Here is an 18,986-nt window from a genome sequence, read left to right on the forward strand (position 1 = left end):
CTTTCTCATCCTATAGATGTATGTTACTGTTCTGGTTTTTTCAACAATTCTTTTTGCTTGTTTCCTTACCAGAAACGGAGTCTAACAACTGAATTGTATCTTTCATATTGTAAATCGGTACCTGAAGTTCCCGTTCTTTTAATTCTTTTTCCAGAATTTCCATCAATACTCCCGGTTCCTTCACGCCTTTACAAGTACCCACCTTAACTGAAACTTCATCCATATTTCCGGATAATTCTCCGCCCCAGTTCCCCCTGCAGGTAAGACCATAACCGCAGCTTGGGCTGCCATCCACAGATACGATTCCCAGTACCTGGTAGTCAGCCGGATACTTCAGATATTCCTCCAGCTGCATGAGAACCGGTTCTAACATCTTGCGGCACTCTTTACGAAAATGCGGATGATCAAACTGATCTTTTACGTGTCCCCATCTTCTTGAGCCATACAGGATGAATTCCGGGCAGGGGAGCTGCAGAAGCTGAATATCGTTTTCCATTACCTTTGTCATCAATGTAAGTCTCAATTCGTATTCCTCTTGAAGCTCTTTTTCATCCATTGCCACTTTGGAAGCTGTATTCAGAATACAATGTGATACAATTAACAGTCTTTTCATGTTATACCTCCACCTGCTCTATGCTATCACGATTCCTATAAAGAGTCCAATTGGTAATAGTAATATACACTTCCATTTATAGATAATGTCTATCAATATTTCGAAAAAAGATATAAATCCATATAGTTATGAAAAAATCTATTTCCCATTAAAAACCTTCTTCCCCTGAAATGCAAATCCATAACAACGTATATGATCTCTCTTAATTCCACGGGCAGTCAGCTTTGACATTTCATTTCTATATTTTCTTACATTTCGTGAGCAACCCCATTTATGCGCACAGCAATCGGATCACCGTCCAATTTCGTCACCTTCACATGATTATCATGATTCACAATGATCTCTAGCCAGGCACCTCGATAATGAAGCCGGAACGTAAGACACTCCCATTCTTCCGGCATCTTTGGAGAAATGCTTAGGACTCCATCTTCTTCTACCGATACACCGGCAAACCCAAAAACAACTGTCTGCCATACTCCACCGGTATTAGCCGCATGAATCCCTTCTCTCGTATTCTTTTGCAAATCCAGAAGATTGATAAATGCAGATCTTCGCAGATAGCGATACGCTTTGGAAGTATCTCCTGTTCTAAGTCCCATTATGGCGTAAATACTTGGACTTAAGGACGATCCGTGCAGAGTGCGTTTTTCATAATATATATAGTTTTCCCTTATGGTTTCTTCGTCAAATTCCTCTCCCATGAGATATAAGAGCATAACCACATCTGCCTGTTTGATAATCTGAGTCTGACTCTTGCTCATTTCATTCAGCTTTTTCGGCCGGATTGGCCAGTCATTCTCATCATACTCTTCAATCAGCACTTCTTCCAAATCAAAATATCCTTCAAACTGCTCCAGAAGTCTGGTCCCTTTTTTTTGGAAGATACAGATTCTGCTGCACCCGATCCCAGAATTCGATTTCGTCATCTGTAAGGCCGGTTTTCTGAATAAGCGAAATGTACGCTTCCCGATCTTCATTTATCATTTTACGCACAAGAGAAATGACATAGCGAAGATTCCATCGTGCCAAATAATTTGTATAAACATTGTTATCAACCGGTTCATGCCATTCATCCGGTCCGGTAACCTGAAGAATATCGTAGCGGTTTTTCTCTGGTATGTAGTTATATCGGCTTGCCCAGAATCTTGCTGTTTCTGTCAGAATCTCTGCTCCTTTTGAAAACAAGAATTCCTGATCACCGGTTATTTTTGCATAGTTGTAAATTCCGTATGCAACCGCTACCGTCACATGGTGCTCATAAACCGCCACATAGCATCGGGTACAGTTCCCGTCCGATTCGATCGTCCAGTCCGGGCATTGCTCCGTACCGTCATCTGCGGACTCCCAGGGATACTGTGCGCCCCTAAAACCATTTTTAACTGCATTTTCCCGGGCCGCATCCAGCAGATGAAATCGGTAATTCTCTAGATTTTGTGCCGTTTTCGGAAAAACAAAGGCGAAATAAGGAAGCATAAAAAGTTCTGTATCCCAGAAAGCATGTCCGCCGTACTCTTCGCCTGACAGCAGCTTGGCTCCCAAATTTACACGATCACATCGTTTATTTCCCGTACTCATCAAATGGAAAATATTGAAACGGACTGCCCGATCCAGCTCCCAGTCACCTACAATTCGTACATCTGCCTGCTGCCACATGCGCTCGTATACTTCTAAATGGCGGGAAAGTTCTGCACTATATCCCTCTTTCTCAAATCCACTCAGTTCTCTATAAACTGCTTCCTGCAGCGTTTCTTCCGGACAGCCCATTTCCGTATACATGGAAACGAATTTTACAAGTTCCACACATCTTCCTTCTTCTGCTTTAAAATCCGCAAATTCAACTGCCTGTTCTCCAAAAGCATGGAATATACGGTTACGAAGTATATTTTTTCCATCACAATACGCTTCTATAAAGCATCCGACTCCCACGTGAAAATGCCTGTTTCTGGTTTCCACCTCCATATAAATGCCACTTTCACCAAGACTCTCATTCGCGGTAATAGATGGTAAACAGACTTTCATATTTTAGGTTCTGTTCTGGATTATAGTTTTCCTGCAGGATCAGCCAATCATCAGTGCTCATCACAGAAGCAACTGCATATGATAAGTATCTTCTGTTGCAATTCAAAGGACCTGCACATTCTAAAAATGCTCCGGACATATTGAATACATTCATCAATCCTGTAATTGATTATCTAATTAGCAATCAATATACCTCAGGATGTGAGTACTGCGGAACATTCGCAGAACCTGTAGATTGTTATGAGATTAATGACAGGCCACATAATCTTTGTCAGAAATGCAAGGATGAAGTTCTGGATTCGCTCCGGCAAAATCAGCAGTCTGTCATTGCACGGAAAAGTAATCTTGTAGCCGGTCTTGTTGGAGCTTTTCTGGGTTCGCTTCTTGGCTGTATTCTGTGGGTACTGATCTATAAGCTCGGATACATTGCAGGAATAGCAGGTGCGGTCATCGGAATCTGTGCTATGAAAGGATATGAACTTCTTGGCGGACGTCTGGATAAGAAAGGGGTCATAGGTTCCGTAATTATTATGATCGTCATGATTTATTTTGCAAATAATGTTTCCTGGTCGTGGGAAATATATGATGTATTCAAGGCAGATTATGATATTACATTTTTTGATGCATACGTCAGCATGAAAGATGTTCTGATTGAATCTGATTTGTTGGGAAGTTATTACGGTGATCTGATTATCGGTTATCTGCTCACTGCGGTTGCAAGCTTTAGAAATATTATGAATGCATTTAAAGTAAGTACCGGAAGCTTTACCATGAAAAAAATAAATAGTTTCTGTTTTTTTCTGAAATTTTAAATTTTCGATAAATTAGTGAAGCATAGATGGGGCGTCGGATATCCCGACAGCCCCATTCCATTTGATTTTGCAGATTAGTTTTTAGTAATTTGGTTTCGTTGCCACGACACCTTCCGTAATCATTTCAAACAATTCAAACGGTATTCCCACTCCCATATCATTTTCATCCCATTTACAAAGCATTCTGGTACTTGGACATAAAACACTTACATTCATTTCACCTGTAAGGTATGGAGATACTGTCAGTTCAGAGCACATTCCCTGCATTGCCCCCATATCGATCATTGGTTTCTTGCCTGTGAAATACTCATAACCCTGAATCAATCGCATCGTCTGCAAACTGTTCGTCATTACAATAATAACATCCGGTGTTCTTGTGCACTCTCGAAGTGGTACAATCGCAAGCCCATAGGTGGAAACAGGCATTCTATGAAGGCTCTTTATTCCTTCACGCATTCTTCTCGCTACTGCTACTGATGAATATAAATTATAAGAGAAATACTCCATACCGCTTTCAATTTTCTCTGTACTCTCCTCCAATGCAAAAGCCGTTGTTGCACCATCGCATTTATGATGCTCTAATCTACATTTTATCCCTTTCTCCTGAACAACTGCCTGCTTTACCATAACGCAATATGTAGTTGCAACAGTTGTTTCTTCAATTGGGTATTCTTCATAGTCTTCTTTTGTAAAAAGAAGCGTGATTCCAACCGGTTCTCTTTTCAAATCAATGACTTCTTTTAAAGAATCAATACACTCATTGATTCTTTCTCTTGGATATTCTTCATGTGGTAATCCATATTTTATGTTTGGATGATTGTATGGCATAGTTTATGATCCTCCTTTATTTTATTGATGCAATATTAAACTTAAATAAATCCAATTTCATCAAAATAAATGCAATTGTAGCATATATCAATACCGATACGGCTAAAAATATCCAGTCTGTTTTATCGATACAGATTTTTTTATAAAACGTACGTTCATTCTCTCTTCCTAGTCCACGGCTTTCCATTGCACAAGCTATTCGTTCTCCTCTTCTTGCAGCAACACAAAACAGGGGAAGTGCTACTCTGAAGGGGGAAGAAAATCTCGAAATAATGCCTTTATTCCACGGAATCCCCCTGATTTCTTGTGCCAAATGAATCGTGTCAACCTGAGACTGAAGTTCTGGAAGGAACCGATAGGTTGCCATTGTTGCATATCCATGAAGAATTGATATTTTACATTGCATAATCAGACTAAGTACTAAATCTCGTGGACGAGTTGTTAATACAAATCCCATAGACATTGTAACAAGTGCAAGAATTCGAAATCCCAAAGTGATTGCATGCACAATGTCTTTTTCTGTCCATTTAAGAATCCCTAAAGTTAATATGATTCCTGGTTCATTATCAAATCCTCTTAATATTAGCATTGACAGCATAAATAAAAAACTAATGACAATAAACATGAATAATCTTCTAATCAGATTGTCGATTGGAATCCTTCCACCGATCCAAATAGTAAAAAAAGCCAAGATAAACGTTAGAATCGGAAAAACCGGATAGTATGATAAACACACCAAAATCGTCATAAATGCTATCACAACTAGTTTAATCATTGGATTTCTACGATGTAAAAACGAATCTAATTCAATATAAGCAAACATATTTTATCCTCTGTTAATCTCAAAAAAATCTGACGTAGAGACATCTTTCACAATCGTTCCGTTTTTGATTTCTACTACCCTTGTCGCATATTGCTTTACCAACTGTAAGTCGTGCGTAATCATAACGATCGTTATTCCTCGTTCGAGAAGTTTCTCCATATCTTTCATAAGTTCCTGCCTATTTTCAAAGTCCTGACCATATGTAGGCTCATCTAAAAATAAAATTTCTTGATTTGTAAGCAGCATACTGGCAACACTCAATCGTCGCTTCTGTCCCTGGCTTAAAACAAATGGGCTTTTTTCCTTTTCTTCTTCCAGATGAAATTGTTCCAACATTTTTTGCACAAGTTGTTCTTTTTCTTCTTTAGAGATTTTTATTCTTTTTAGGCTGAACATCATTTCATCCCAAACAGTATTGGTGACAAATTGGTTCTCCGGATTCTGAAAAACTAAACCGATTTTGTTGTACAATTCTTTATTTTTATAAGCTTTTAATTGTTTTCCCAAAATAGACACTGTTCCACTATCCGGCGTATTCACTTTAAAAATCAATTTCATAAGAGTTGATTTTCCTACACCGTTCTCCCCTACAATAGCAAGAAGCTCATTCTTATAAATATTTAAATTAAAATCCTTTATAATGGCCTTTCCTTTTTCTTTTTTCTTTCCCGGTATAGGATAAGCAAATGCAAGATTATTGATTTCAACAATCGGGGATTCTTTTCTTATAATAGATGATTTTATTTTTATTTCAAAATCAAAAGAATTCTTTTTCTTCCAATCAAGAACTTTCGAATCACCTTTTTGACAGTTTATTTCTAAGTTTCCTTCTTTATCAAGAGCGTAAAAATAATCCACTTCATCAATGATTTCCATAATATTGTGTTCGACAATAATTACTGTAATATTTTCCTGCTTTGATAATCTTACAATAAGATCAAAAATCTGCCTTCTGCTTTCCGGATCAAGATTTGCTGTCGGCTCATCTAAAAGAAGTACTTTCGGTTTTGTAACAAGAACGGAAGCAATGGCGATCTTCTGTTTTTGACCACCAGATAAGTTGTCTAATTCCGTTTTTTCATACCCTTGCATTCCAATATATTTCAGCACTTCCTTGATTCTGGTTCCCATTTTTTCTTGTGAAACACCTAGATTTTCCATTCCAAATGCTAATTCTTCCTCTACTGTAAAAGTACAAAACTGACTTTCCGGATTCTGCATTACAAACCCAATCTTCTCACAACGATATCGCGGAAGCATATCTGTAATATTCTCATTATCCAGGAGAATCTTTCCTTCCAGTTTTCCTTCATACATGTGTGGAATTAATCCATTAATCAAATACAAAATAGAACTTTTACCGCACCCACTTGGGCCACTAATTGCATGTATTTTTCCTTCAAAAAAGGCACAAGAGAGAAACTTCCAAACTGGAAGTTTCTCTCCTTCATACGTGTAAGTCACATTTTGTAATTCAAGAATTTTTTTATTTGTTGTATTCTCTATTTTACACATGCAAATCCTTTTAATACTCCTGTTTTCTGTAATGCTGCAGCGATTATCTTAACTAAAAGAATTCCGATAACTGTTGCGCTTAACAAACGAACAACAACTACTCCGATAGCAACTGTAATTCCATAGCCCCATGGTGAATTCCAGAAAAATGTATCTCTGCATAATACCAATATTGCGGAAAGAATAGAACCAATTACCATTGTTTTAATGGATCCGTCATATTTTCCAATTGCATATGCAATTTCCATTCCGATTGCCTGCAAAAGTCCTGCCAGAACCAACTGTAAGCCATATGGACTTCCAAGTAAAAGGTTAACACCAGCCGTTACAAGGCCCCCAAAAATTGCAAACCCAGGTTTTCTTACCAGATACATAGGCACTGAAGCAGAAAGCAAATAAATACCGAACGTAAGTTCCATGAATACAGTTCCTAATACAGCAGATAGTGGCATATAAGCGTAATCGAGCAATGTATAAATTACTCCAATTACAGCAGCAACCATAGCTACAATGACAACTTCTTTTGTGTTGAATTTTTTCTCCATTCCTTTAATCTCCTTTATGATTATTTTTTGTCATAAAAAATCATATCATTACGGCACTCTATAGTCCAATTATTAATTTCTATTTATATATAGAATATATCTATATATAATCATATCTTTATGTAAAGTTACTCATATCCACACGCCTCTGTAAAGCTGAAAACAGAGAAAAAAGAGGGAGTGCAGCCCCAATATCTTTACTTAATGATATTGAATGCGCTTCCTCTCTTTTCGTCTGTATTTCTTTCAATTAATTCTTCTGCAATACCGCTCTTCCCAGGGAATCAGCCACAACAATCGCATCATAAAGCTGTGCAGGAGTAACATCTGCTACCATATTATGGATGGATTCTCCTTCCACACAAGATTTTTCTGCAATTACTTTGATTTCTTCTTTGGTAGTCACTCCAATTTCTTCCAGCGTAACCGGAAGTCCTACTTCCCGGCAAAAATCCTGTACTTCTTTGAACTCTTCTTTTGAAGCACCTTCCAGGACAAGCTGTACCAACGTTCCAAAAGCAACACAATTACCATGCGGTGCACTGTGTCCTCCAAGTGCTGTTAGACCATTGTAAAATGAATGGGCTACTGCAAGTCCTCCGTTGTCAGCGCCCACACCTGACAAATATACATTCGCCTCAATAATTGCATCCAACGCAGGGGTTACTACCTGATTCTCACATGCATGTTTTGCTGCTGCTCCATATTCTTTCAATGTCTCATAACAAAGCTTGCAGAGCGCCATTGCAGATCTGGTAATTCCTCCAAATTCAAGACTTGGCGCATCTGTTCTTTCACATGCTCTTGCTTCAAAATAAGTACCAAGTGCATCCCCCATACCTGCAACCAGGAATTTCACAGGTGCTTTTGCAATTATATCACTATCTACAATGACAGCTTCCGGATTCTTTGGATAGAACAAATAACTGTTAAACGTTTCATCATCGTTATATATTACGGAAAGTCCTGTGCAAGGAGCATCCGTTGCTACCACGGTAGGAACAATCACAACAGGTAATTTTTCATAATATGCTGTAGCTTTTGCAGTATCGATTGCTGATCCACCACCAACACCCACAACAACATTGATTCCATTCTCTTTTACGAGTTTACGCATTCTTTCAATCTCACCGGTACTGGAAATTCCACCGAAGATTTCATAAACGCGAAGATCCTCCGTTCCATCAAAACTCTTTTCAATTTTGTCATGGCACATCTTATGCCCACTTTTTGAACAGATAAATAACCATTTATCTCCCAGTTCTTTCATCTCTTCATGAAATTTGAAAAGAGCATCTCTTCCTTGCACATATTTCTGTGGTGCACGCATCATTCTAAGTCTTGCCATTACAAATGCCTCCTTGCTTGTTAATCTTTTAACATTCTCTATTATAGTCTCATTTTTTTAAATAACAAGGTGTAAAATGTACAAAAAAGAGGGAGAAACCTGACAAGGATTGGGCAGTATAATCAAATTTTGTAGTAGATTTTCTTGCTATTATTTATGATACGGCTCCCCCGAAATAATCCTGTAGCTCCGGTAAATCTGCTCCAGCAGAATCACCCTCATCAATTGATGCGGAAACGTCATTTTCGAAAAACTAAGCGCAAAATCCGACCGTTTTATCACATCTTCCCCGAGTCCGATCGACCCGCCGATAATAAACATAATATGACTGACTCCGCGTATTCCCAGAGTATCGATCTTCTCTGCCAATTCCTCAGAAGTCATCATTTTCCCTTTAATTTCCAGCGTAATCACAAATGTATCATCTTTGACATATTTCAGAAGTCTTTCTCCTTCTTTATCCCGTATTACATTTTCTACAACTTCACTTGCATTATCCGGAGTTTTTTCATCTGCCACTTCGATGATCTCCAGCTTGCAATATTTACTCAGCCGTTTTGAATATTCTGCGATTGCGTCTTTCAAGTATTTTTCTTTTATTTTACCTACTGTAAGTAACGTAATTTTCATATTTTACCATCCTTTTTCATATAGTCCGGAACTAATTATAGCAGAAAAAAGGTATCAGTAAAACTACCGATACCTTTATACTATCTATTTATTTATCATGAATCATACAGTGAAGTTCCTGAAGGGATCTGACTTCTCCGCATCCCTGCTTCTTCATGGATTTGATTCCGCTTACGGTTGCCTTTGCTGCCGCAATTGTCGTCATGTAAGGTACTTTCTTCTTGATTGCCGCTTTTCGCAGGTAGCTGTCATCCCAGATCCGGTCTTTTCCGATCGGAGTATTCACGATCAGATCGATCTTTCCGTTTGTGATCAGATCCAGCATGTTCGGTCTTCCTTCCTGCAGCTTGTTGATCATCTCCGCCTCGATTCCGTTTTCGCGAAGAAGTTCGCAGGTGTGTCTGGAAGCGATGATCTTGAAGCCGGTTTCTGTAAATTCACGTGCCAAATCGACAACTTCCGGTTTGTCCTTATCATTTACGGAGATCAGTACAGTGCCTTCCAGAGGAAGTCTGGTCTGGGTAGCTTCCTGTGCTTTGAAGAAGGCTTCTCCGTAAAATCTGGAGAGTCCGAGCACTTCTCCGGTAGACCGCATTTCAGGTCCGAGTACCGGGTCAACTTCCTGGAACATATTGAACGGGAATACGGCTTCTTTGACTCCGTAATATGGAATGTTCTGCTCTTTCAGTGCCGGTACCGGTGACGGTCTTCCGGTCAGTTCGGATGTCACGATATCGATGGCCAGCGGCACCATACGGATGTTGCATACTTTGGATACGAGCGGTACCGTACGGGATGCGCGAGGATTTGCTTCGAGCACATATACTTTGCCGTTCTCGATCGCATACTGCATATTCATAAGGCCGCGGACACCCATTTCTTCTGCGATCCTTCTGGTGTATTCCTTGATCGTCTGTACATTTTCTTCGGAAATGTATTTAGATGGAACGATACATGCAGAATCACCGGAGTGTACACCTGCAAGTTCGATGTGCTCCATAACTGCCGGAACAAATGCATGGGTTCCATCGCTGATTGCATCGGCTTCGCATTCGGTTGCATGTCCGAGAAAACGGTCGATCAGGATCGGTCTGTCCGGTGTCACACCGACTGCAGCCTGCATATATTCTACCATACTTTCTGCGTCATAAACGACTTCCATTCCACGTCCGCCGAGTACGTAGGAAGGACGTACCATTACCGGATAACCGATTTCTTCAGCAATAGCGAGTGCTTCGTCTACCGTAACCGCCATTCCGGATTCCGGCATCGGGATCTCAAGCTTCTCCATCATTGCACGGAACAAATCCCGGTCTTCTGCCATATCGATTACAGACGGAGCAGTTCCGAGAATCTTCACACCATTTTTCTCCAGGTCCGCAGCCAGGTTCAGCGGTGTCTGGCCTCCGAACTGTGCGATTACACCGACCGGTTTCTCTTTTTTGTAAATGCTGAGTACATCTTCCAGTGTAAGCGGCTCAAAATACAGTTTGTCAGAGGTATCATAATCCGTAGAAACAGTTTCCGGATTACAGTTGACAATGATCGTCTCAAATCCAAGCTTCTTCAGTGCAAGGGACGCATGTACACAGCAATAATCAAACTCAATTCCTTGTCCGATGCGGTTCGGTCCGCCGCCGAGGATCATGATCTTCGGCTTGTCATTATTTACCGGATTCTTATCTTCGGCATTGTAGGTGGAGTAGTAATATGCGCTGTCCTTGGTACCGCTTACATGAACGCCCTCCCATGCCTCTTCCACGCCGAGACTGATTCGCTTGTTCCGGATGTCTTCTTCCGGAACTTCCAGAATCTGGCTCAGATATTTATCGGAAAATCCATCTTTCTTTGCCGTGATCAGCGCTTCATCAGAAGGAAGCTGGCCTTTATTCTGCATCAAAGCCTCTTCCTCTTCCACGAGTTCCTTCATCTGCTCTATAAAATAATGTTTTACTTTCGTAATTTCATGAATTTCTTCTACTGTTGCACCTTTCCGGAGTGCCTCATACATCACAAAATGCCTTTCACTGGACGGAGTGATCAGAAGTCTCAGGAGTTCTTCTTTTGACTTGCTGTCGAAGTCTTTCGCATGCCCCAGTCCGTAGCGCCCTGTTTCCAGGCTTCGGATTGCTTTCTGGAACGCTTCTTTGTAAGTCTTACCGATACTCATGACTTCACCGACGGCGCGCATCTGGGTGCCCAGTTTATCTTCCACACCTTTGAATTTTTCAAATGCCCAGCGTGCGAATTTGATCACGACATAATCGCCGTCCGGTACGTATTTATCCAATGTGCCGTATTTTCCGCAAGGAATGTCTTTCAGCGTGAGGCCGGTTGCCAGCATTGCTGAAACAAGAGCGATCGGAAATCCGGTTGCTTTGGAAGCAAGCGCGGAAGAACGGGATGTTCTCGGGTTGATCTCAATGATAATGTCACGATCGGTCTTCGGATCATGTGCCCACTGCACGTTGGTTCCACCGATGACCTGGATGGATTCCACGATTTTATAGGACTTCTCCTGAAGACGTTTTTGAACTTCTTCGGAAATCGTAAGCATCGGTGCGGAACAGAATGAATCACCTGTATGGATACCCAGCGGGTCTATATTTTCTATAAAACATACGGTGATCATGTTATTCTCAGAGTCACGCACCACTTCCAGCTCTAATTCTTCCCAGCCGAGGATCGATTCTTCGACCAGCACCTGTCCTACAAGACTCGCCTGAAGGCCACGAGCACAGACCGTTTTCAATTCCTCTACATTGTATACAAGTCCGCCGCCGGAGCCGCCCATCGTATAAGCCGGACGAAGGACCACCGGATAACCAAGTTTATCAGCAATCGCAAGTGCTTCATCAACCGAATAGGCAACCTCACTTCTTGCCATCTCGATTCCAAGGCCTTCCATTGTCTTCTTGAACTCGATACGGTCTTCCCCACGTTCTATTGCGTCTACCTGTACACCGATTACTTTTACATTATATTTATCAAGTATTCCTTTCTGTGAAAGCTCGGAACAAAGATTCAGTCCGGACTGTCCTCCAAGATTTGGGAGCAGTGCATCCGGTCTTTCCTTCGCAATGATCTGTTCCAGCCGTTCCACATTCAGCGGTTCAATATACGTAACATCCGCAATCTCCGGATCTGTCATAATTGTAGCCGGATTTGAATTAACAAGTACAATCTCATACCCCAGATTTCTGAGTGCCTTACATGCCTGTGTGCCTGAATAGTCAAACTCACACGCCTGTCCGATGATGATCGGCCCTGAACCGATGATCAGTACTTTATGGATGTCTTCCCTCTTTGACATACTCGTTTCCTCCTATATGTATCATTTTATTTTTGCCCAATCATATTATACATGAAACCATATAGGCTGGCAATGTAAAATCTTCAGTTGTTGCATAACGATAACAATATGTTCCAAGACAGAAAGAGAGATACAGATCTCTTTAAAACTGTACCTCTCTTTTATATGTTTCAATCGCAATGTTCAATTAGAAATCTACTTCTGTTCCGTAGTATGTACATGTCAGAAGTTTTTCCATTGCTTCCGGATCGATCGCTCTTGGGTTGGATCCTGTGCAGGCATCTCCAACTGCAAGCTCGGCAATCTTAGCAACTTTTTCTTTGAATTCTTCTTCATTGATTCCGAATTCTTTCAGAGTCTTCGGGATATTCAGTTTGACGTTAAATGCATCGATCTTTTCACATAAGCTGTTAATCAGAGCTTTTTCAGAGGTTCCCGGAAGTCCCATTCTGCGTGCTATTTCTGCATAGCGTCCTGCTGCGACTTTGTCATGTGCATTGTATTTGATTACATACGGCAGATAAATTGCATTTGCACATCCGTGTGGAATATGTCCTGTTGAGAATGCAGCACCTGTCTTATGTGCCATAGAATGTACGATACCAAGTAAAGCATTGGAAAATGCCATACCTGCAAGGCACTGTGCATAATGCATCTGTTCTCTGGCATCCATATCACAGTTGTAAGAAGCCGGAAGATAATCAAACACCATTTCAATTGCCTGAAGCGCAAGTGGGTCTGTAAAAGGTCCGTTCAATGTAGATACATAGGCTTCGATAGCATGGGTAAGTGCATCCATACCTGTGTAAGCAACCTGTTTAACAGGAAGTTTTTCAACAAGTTCCGGATCAACGATTGCAACGTCCGGTGTAATATTGAAGTCAGCAAGCGGATATTTCACGCCTGTCTGATAGTTGGTAATTACAGAGAATGCTGTTACTTCTGTAGCAGTTCCGGATGTTGTCGGGATAGCACAGAATTTTGCTTTCTGTCTTAATTCCGGGAAATTAAACGGAATGCAAAGCTCTTCAAATGTCGTATCCGGATATTCATAGAATGCCCACATTGCTTTTGCAGCATCGATCGGAGAACCTCCGCCCATGGATACGATCCAGTCCGGCTCGAATTCGCGCATAACTTCTGCGCCTTTCATAACGGTTTCTACAGACGGATCCGGCTCCACACCCTCAAACAGTCTGACTTCCATGCCTGCTTCTTTTAAATAACTTACAGCTTTATCAAGGAAGCCCTGGCGTTTCATAGAACCTCCGCCTACTACAAGGATGGCTTTTTTCCCTTTTAAGTTCTTCAGTTCTGCCAGACAGCCCTTTCCATGGTATACATCTCTTGGTAAAGTAAATCTGCTCATTATTAGCATCTCCTTTTCTTTGTTAATATTTTAACCATATTATATATCTGTTAAATATTTAACGCAATAAGAATAACTAAAATAATTGTACTAAATTCAATACAAAATTGGTAGGAATTTATGCGTTCAAGATGATTTCTGCTACTTCTGCAGTTGTCTTGGCAATATAGTCCGCTCCGGCTTCTTCCAGTTCTTTCCGGTCACCGTACCCGTATAAGACCCCCATACAGGATAATCCGTTTTCTTTTGCTCCTAGGACATCGTGCTCCCGGTCTCCGACCATAAGTACCTGATGCTTTTCTTCTTCCGTGATTTCTAACGTATTCAGCGCATATCGGATCACATCAGCTTTCCGGATACGCGCCTCATCCATGGTTGCGCCACACACGCAGGCATAGTCCCCGGTAAATCCGAAATGCTCTGCAATTCTTCTCGCAAACGGTTCCGGTTTCGAAGTTGCCACTGCCAATATGAGTCCTTGTTCCTTCAATCTTTTTATACTCTCATCAAATCCGTCATATACAGAATTTTCAAAGATACCTTTTTCTGTATAATATTCTCGATAATACCTGACAGCTTTCGCGGCATCTTCTTCACTCATTCCATAGTATTTCATCATCGAATCGGTGAGTGGCGGACCGATAAATCTTTTTAATTTTTCTCTGTCTTTTTCCTCATACCCCATTTTCTCCAACGCATACGCCACCGAATTCATGATTCCAGGACCGGATTCTGTAATCGTCCCGTCCAGATCAAATAAAATATATTTAAACTTCATTCTTTTCCTCTTTCCTGCTCGGTACTTTCAATTTCTTTAATTCTTCTTTTTCCTCTTGAGAAACCCGGTAGGATTCTCTTATTTTCTGGATTGCTTTATTCTGTGTAAATGTATCCAGATGATTGTGCTCCAGAAATGCTCTGGTTTTTTCGGGGAATTTCACATAGCACATGGAAATCGCCCAGGCAATTGCCATTTTTACATAATATCCTTCATGTTGAATCTTATCAAAGATTTTCAACAAACGATCTATGTATTCCTCATTTATAAAATAATCCATAAGCCCAACAACACCGAAACGGATGCTGAACTCGGTACCCTCCTCGACTTGCTGCCGCAGATAAGAATACCATATTTCTGGTTTTTTCTGCATGAATTTGTAAGTGCTCATGCAGCTGTCACAGACGGCCCAGTTATCGATCTCGGGTACAAACCGGTTCAGATACTGCATTCTTTCTTCATCATCCATCTTTGCGTACCCGATGATCATACCACGGATCATCACTTCCTCGTAGGTGTCAGGGCAACACTTCTCTAAATAATTTCTCCAATCCTCTTTAGCGGCACTTCTTGCAATTTTACGCAGCTCGGGAATGCGTACTCCCATAATATTTTCTGTTCCCGGCACCAGTCCCGAATGAAATTCCCTGTACTTTGGATCTGCTTTTTCAAGAAGTTCCGATTTTATTCTTTCCGATAAATTGTCCATTATACTCACCTTGTAAAAAATGAGCCTCTCTTTTGGAGAGAGACTCATTTGATCACGATTATGAATCATTCAGATTATTTGTTTGAAAGGAATTCGTGAATACCTTTTGCTCCTGCTTTACCAGCACCCATTGCAAGGATAACAGTTGCTGCACCTGTAACAGCATCACCGCCGGCATAAACACCTTCTTTGGAGGTCTTTCCGGTTTCTTCATCTGCTACGATACATTTCCACTTGTTAACTTCCAGACCTTCTGTTGTAGAAGAAATCAACGGGTTCGGAGAAGTACCAAGTGACATGATAACTGTGTCAACATCGATCACAAATTCAGAACCTTCTACAGCTACCGGGCGTCTTCTTCCGGATGCATCCGGCTCACCAAGTTCCATACGTACACACTTGATTCCTTTTACCCATCCGTCTTCTTCAAGGATCTCTACCGGATTAGTAAGAAGATCAAACTGAACACCTTCTTCTTTTGCATGATGTACTTCTTCTACTCGTGCCGGAAGTTCTTCTTCAGAACGACGGTAAACGATATGTACTTCTGCGCCAAGACGAAGTGCTGTTCTTGCAGCATCCATTGCTACGTTACCACCACCGACTACAGCAACTTTCTTTCCTGCTACAATCGGAGTATCGTAAGAATCATCAAACGCCTTCATAAGGTTACTTCTTGTCAGGTACTCATTTGCTGAGAACACGCCGTTCGCGTTTTCTCCTGGAATACCCATGAATTTCGGAAGACCTGCTCCTGAACCGATGAATACTGCTTCAAATCCTTCATCTTCGATTAACTGATCGATCGTTGTAGATTTGCCGATTACAACGTTGGATTCGAATTTAACACCGAGCTCTTTCACTTTATCGATTTCTTTAGCAACAACTTTCTGTTTCGGAAGACGGAATTCCGGAATACCATATACCAGTACACCGCCCAGTTCATGAAGTGCTTCAAATACAGTTACATCGTAACCTAATTTAGCAAGGTCGCCGGCACAGGTAAGACCTGCTGGACCGGAGCCGATTACAGCTACTTTGTGTCCGTTCTTGACTTCTGCTCCAACCGGTTTGATATCATGTTCCAGCGCATAGTCAGCTACGAAACGCTCCAGTTTACCGATTGAGATCGGCTCACCTTTGATACCGCGGATACATTTACCTTCACACTGTGATTCCTGAGGACATACACGTCCGCAAACAGCCGGAAGTGCGGAAGACTGTCCGATAATCTTATAAGCTTCCTCAATATTGCCTTCTTTTACTTCGTGAATGAATCCAGGAATATTGATTCCTACCGGACATCCCTTTACACACTGTGCATTCTTACAGTTGATACAACGGGAAGCTTCTGCTGTAGCTTCTTCCTGATTATATCCATAACATACTTCTTCAAAATTTGTTGCACGTACCTTCGGATCCTGTTCTCTTACAGGTACTTTCTTTAATACGTCTGCCATTATTCGTCACCTCCGCAATGACCGCATCCACCGTGATGTGTGTCACCTTCCTGTAATTTTAACAATGCTCTGCCTTCTTCAGTCTTGTACATCTGCTGTCTCTTCATTGCTTCGTCAAAGTTTACAAGATGTCCGTCAAATTCCGGTCCGTCTACGCATGCGAACTTGATCTCATCACCAACATGCAGACGACATGCGCCGCACATTCCTGTACCGTCTACCATGATCGGATTCATACTTACAATGGTAGGAATCTCCAGTTTCTTGGTAAGCAGGCAGACAAATTTCATCATGATCATCGGTCCGATTGCTACACAAACGTCATACTTATTGCCTTCTTCGATCAGTTTTTCGATCTTGGTTGTTACCATTCCGGCATGTCCGTATGTTCCGTCATCTGTACATGGATAATAATTTCCGGCAACGGCTTCCATTTCTTTCTCAAGAATCAGCATGTCCTTTGTCTTTGCTCCGACAATAACATCTACATCGATTCCGTGTGCTTTCATCCACTTAACCTGCGGATAAACAGGTGCAGCACCTACACCACCGGCAACAAATAAGATTTTCTTATTCTTCAGGCTTTCCAGATCTTCTTTTACAAATTCTGATGGGCATCCAAGCGGACCTGTGAAATCTCTGAAATAATCCCCTTCTTTTAATGATGCCATCTTCTCTGTAGAAGCGCCAACTGACTGGAATACAATCGTGATGGTTCCTGCTTCTCTGTCGTAATCGCAAATCGTAAGCGGAATTCTTTCCCCTTTGTCATCCATCTTAACGATTACAAACTGCCCCGGTTCACAATGCTTTGCAACACGAGGAGCTTCAACATCCATAAGATAAATCTTATCAGCTAATTTTTCAGCTTTTGTTATCTTGTACATTGCTTATGCCTCCTAATTGTTTTACTCTCTTTATGATAAATTATAAACAATTAAATATCAAGTACTTCTTCTACTTTTATTCTGATAAAATCAACTCATATTTTCGAATCGTGACATCGCTGATCCGTCCTTTTTTATTTACAAGCACTGCTTTAAAGGTAATACTTCCCTCAGGCATCGTGATCGGACCTGTATACTTCACCGTAGTGGAAGACGATGGATCCGGATCACTTCCATCCGTCGTATAATAACCTTCATAGTTTTCAGGTACCACGATTTCAATGCTTTGCACGGTATCATACGATCCCGTTGACGGCGTCACAGACGGCGCATCTTCAATCGGAAACTCGATCGTGTAGGTCTTCCTGGCAACCAGACTGGGAATTCCTTTTTCGTTTACGGAAATTGCTCTGATCTCCGTTACTCCTTCGTCAAGCCGAATCGGTTCCGTATACTTCAGACTATTCTGAGTCGGATCGGTTCCATCGGTCGTATAGTAGATGGCCGTTCCTGTGCCGGTAAGTTCCAATGCCTGAATTTCTTCATATTCTTTCATCTCATCCAGACTGTATTCCGGTTCTTCCGAAATATAATCACTACATGCTGAGAGAACCTGTTCACTTGTACACTGATCAAGAAGAACGGACACCTTCATCTTCTGATCCGTATCTATGTAGAATTGAATCGCTTTTTGATAAATTTCCGTGTTCGAAGGCTGTTCTTTGATTGCATTCAGAAAAACCTTTTCTCCGCTTTCTGTATCATTCTGTGCCAGATAGACCTTCGCAAGTCCTTCATAGGCCTCACCACGCTTCTCATTTTTAGAAACAGCCTTTTCAAAGCAAAGAAGTGCCTCCTTGTATTTGCCGTTTTCCAACATCCGGTAGCCTTTATTCACTTTACCGGTATAAGAATTCAAATATACAATTACACCGACGATCAAAGCCAGGATAACCCCGGAAAATAAAATGATTCGTTTTCGGATTTTCTTTTTCTTTGCAATCTGTTTCTTTCGTTCTATTCTCTTCTTTCGCTCTCTGAGTTCTTCCGGAGTCAAATTACCGCTACGACCTTTTCCCGTATTTCTGCGAGGATTGGCTTTCCCGCTGCTTACCTGACCGGCTGAAGTTCTCTCCGAGGTACTCCTTCTTCCGTCCCTTGCGTGTCCTACCGGATCAAATGATTCCGTTACAGCACCTTTTACCTGAGCTGCGAGTACGTCATCAAGCGGATTATAGTCAGGCACGATTTGTATTTCCCGGCCGCATCGGGGACAGATCAGACGATCGTCCGAGATTTGCGCTCCACAGTTCATACATTTCATTGTCTTTCGTCTC

General features: G+C 41.3%; 16 protein-coding genes and 1 pseudogene. 1 reads left to right on the plus strand and 16 read right to left on the minus strand.

Translation table 11 applies throughout. The features are described 5' to 3' along the window. Window positions 1-40: 40 nt before the first annotated feature. The 3 genes and pseudogenes from ACTNBF_RS08335 to ACTNBF_RS08345 form a co-directional block, all read right to left on the minus strand. On the minus strand, window positions 41-613 hold the full coding sequence (locus tag ACTNBF_RS08335) for a CD3072 family TudS-related putative desulfidase (RefSeq protein WP_441089055.1): 573 nt from the start codon (window positions 611-613) through the stop codon (window positions 41-43). A 248-nt stretch (window positions 614-861) separates the two neighbouring features. Beyond that, entirely contained in the window at window positions 862-1,014 is a 153-nt protein-coding gene (locus ACTNBF_RS08340; RefSeq protein WP_441089065.1) for a glycosyl hydrolase family 65 protein, read from the minus strand. Window positions 1,015-1,140: 126 nt separating this feature from the next. Continuing rightward, a pseudogene (locus ACTNBF_RS08345) lies at window positions 1,141-2,632 on the minus strand (glycoside hydrolase family 65 protein); the annotation flags it as partial. 53 nt (window positions 2,633-2,685) lie between these two features. On the opposite strand from ACTNBF_RS08345, the gene ACTNBF_RS08350 reads away from it, so the two are divergent. Further along, window positions 2,686-3,444, plus strand: a complete 759-nt coding sequence (locus ACTNBF_RS08350; protein WP_441089056.1) for a hypothetical protein — start codon at window positions 2,686-2,688, stop codon at window positions 3,442-3,444. Between the two features lie 81 nt (window positions 3,445-3,525). Here ACTNBF_RS08350 and ACTNBF_RS08355 read toward each other — a convergent pair whose 3' ends face one another. The 13 genes from ACTNBF_RS08355 to ACTNBF_RS08415 form a co-directional block, all read right to left on the minus strand. Beyond that, the gene (locus ACTNBF_RS08355; protein ID WP_427806525.1) at window positions 3,526-4,272 is read right to left on the minus strand and encodes a DUF169 domain-containing protein; all 747 of its coding nucleotides are present in this window, start codon (window positions 4,270-4,272) and stop codon (window positions 3,526-3,528) included. A 16-nt stretch (window positions 4,273-4,288) separates the two neighbouring features. After that, window positions 4,289-5,095 (minus strand): energy-coupling factor transporter transmembrane component T family protein, encoded by an 807-nt coding sequence (locus ACTNBF_RS08360; RefSeq protein WP_427806524.1) that lies wholly within the window; start codon window positions 5,093-5,095, stop codon window positions 4,289-4,291. 3 nt (window positions 5,096-5,098) lie between these two features. Beyond that, entirely contained in the window at window positions 5,099-6,610 is a 1,512-nt protein-coding gene (locus tag ACTNBF_RS08365; protein WP_441016999.1) for an ABC transporter ATP-binding protein, read from the minus strand. Further along, a complete protein-coding gene (locus tag ACTNBF_RS08370) occupies window positions 6,598-7,155 on the minus strand; it encodes an ECF transporter S component (protein ID WP_427806521.1) in 558 nt (185 codons plus the stop codon). Before ACTNBF_RS08370 ends, ACTNBF_RS08365 begins: the two co-directional genes overlap by 13 nt. Window positions 7,156-7,405: 250 nt before the next feature. Next, window positions 7,406-8,503, minus strand: coding sequence for a glycerol dehydrogenase (locus tag ACTNBF_RS08375; protein ID WP_427806520.1), 1,098 nt, complete (start codon window positions 8,501-8,503; stop codon window positions 7,406-7,408). Between the two features lie 150 nt (window positions 8,504-8,653). Next, the gene (gene rlmH, locus ACTNBF_RS08380) at window positions 8,654-9,133 is read right to left on the minus strand and encodes a 23S rRNA (pseudouridine(1915)-N(3))-methyltransferase RlmH (protein WP_441089057.1); all 480 of its coding nucleotides are present in this window, start codon (window positions 9,131-9,133) and stop codon (window positions 8,654-8,656) included. Window positions 9,134-9,221: 88 nt separating this feature from the next. Further along, window positions 9,222-12,446 carry a carbamoyl-phosphate synthase large subunit gene (gene carB, locus ACTNBF_RS08385; RefSeq protein WP_427819811.1) on the minus strand — a complete coding sequence of 1,075 codons (3,225 nt, stop codon included), beginning with the start codon at window positions 12,444-12,446 and terminating at the stop codon, window positions 9,222-9,224. Between the two features lie 187 nt (window positions 12,447-12,633). After that, entirely contained in the window at window positions 12,634-13,815 is a 1,182-nt protein-coding gene (locus ACTNBF_RS08390; protein WP_427806517.1) for an iron-containing alcohol dehydrogenase, read from the minus strand. 118 nt (window positions 13,816-13,933) lie between these two features. Beyond that, window positions 13,934-14,593 (minus strand): HAD family hydrolase, encoded by a 660-nt coding sequence (locus ACTNBF_RS08395; RefSeq protein ID WP_427819810.1) that lies wholly within the window; start codon window positions 14,591-14,593, stop codon window positions 13,934-13,936. Further along, the gene (locus tag ACTNBF_RS08400) at window positions 14,583-15,302 is read right to left on the minus strand and encodes a DNA alkylation repair protein (protein ID WP_441089058.1); all 720 of its coding nucleotides are present in this window, start codon (window positions 15,300-15,302) and stop codon (window positions 14,583-14,585) included. Before ACTNBF_RS08400 ends, ACTNBF_RS08395 begins: the two co-directional genes overlap by 11 nt. A 74-nt stretch (window positions 15,303-15,376) precedes the next feature. Then, window positions 15,377-16,762 carry an NADPH-dependent glutamate synthase gene (gltA, locus tag ACTNBF_RS08405; protein WP_427806514.1) on the minus strand — a complete coding sequence of 462 codons (1,386 nt, stop codon included), beginning with the start codon at window positions 16,760-16,762 and terminating at the stop codon, window positions 15,377-15,379. After that, window positions 16,762-17,649 (minus strand): sulfide/dihydroorotate dehydrogenase-like FAD/NAD-binding protein, encoded by an 888-nt coding sequence (locus tag ACTNBF_RS08410; protein WP_427806513.1) that lies wholly within the window; start codon window positions 17,647-17,649, stop codon window positions 16,762-16,764. Before ACTNBF_RS08410 ends, gltA begins: the two co-directional genes overlap by 1 nt. A 76-nt stretch (window positions 17,650-17,725) precedes the next feature. Next, window positions 17,726-18,973, minus strand: coding sequence for an FN3 associated domain-containing protein (locus tag ACTNBF_RS08415; protein WP_441089059.1), 1,248 nt, complete (start codon window positions 18,971-18,973; stop codon window positions 17,726-17,728). Window positions 18,974-18,986 lie beyond the last annotated feature (13 nt).

This window comes from Bariatricus sp. HCP28S3_A4 (assembly GCF_052066395.1).
Taxonomy (GTDB): Bacteria; Bacillota; Clostridia; order Lachnospirales; family Lachnospiraceae; genus Allocoprococcus.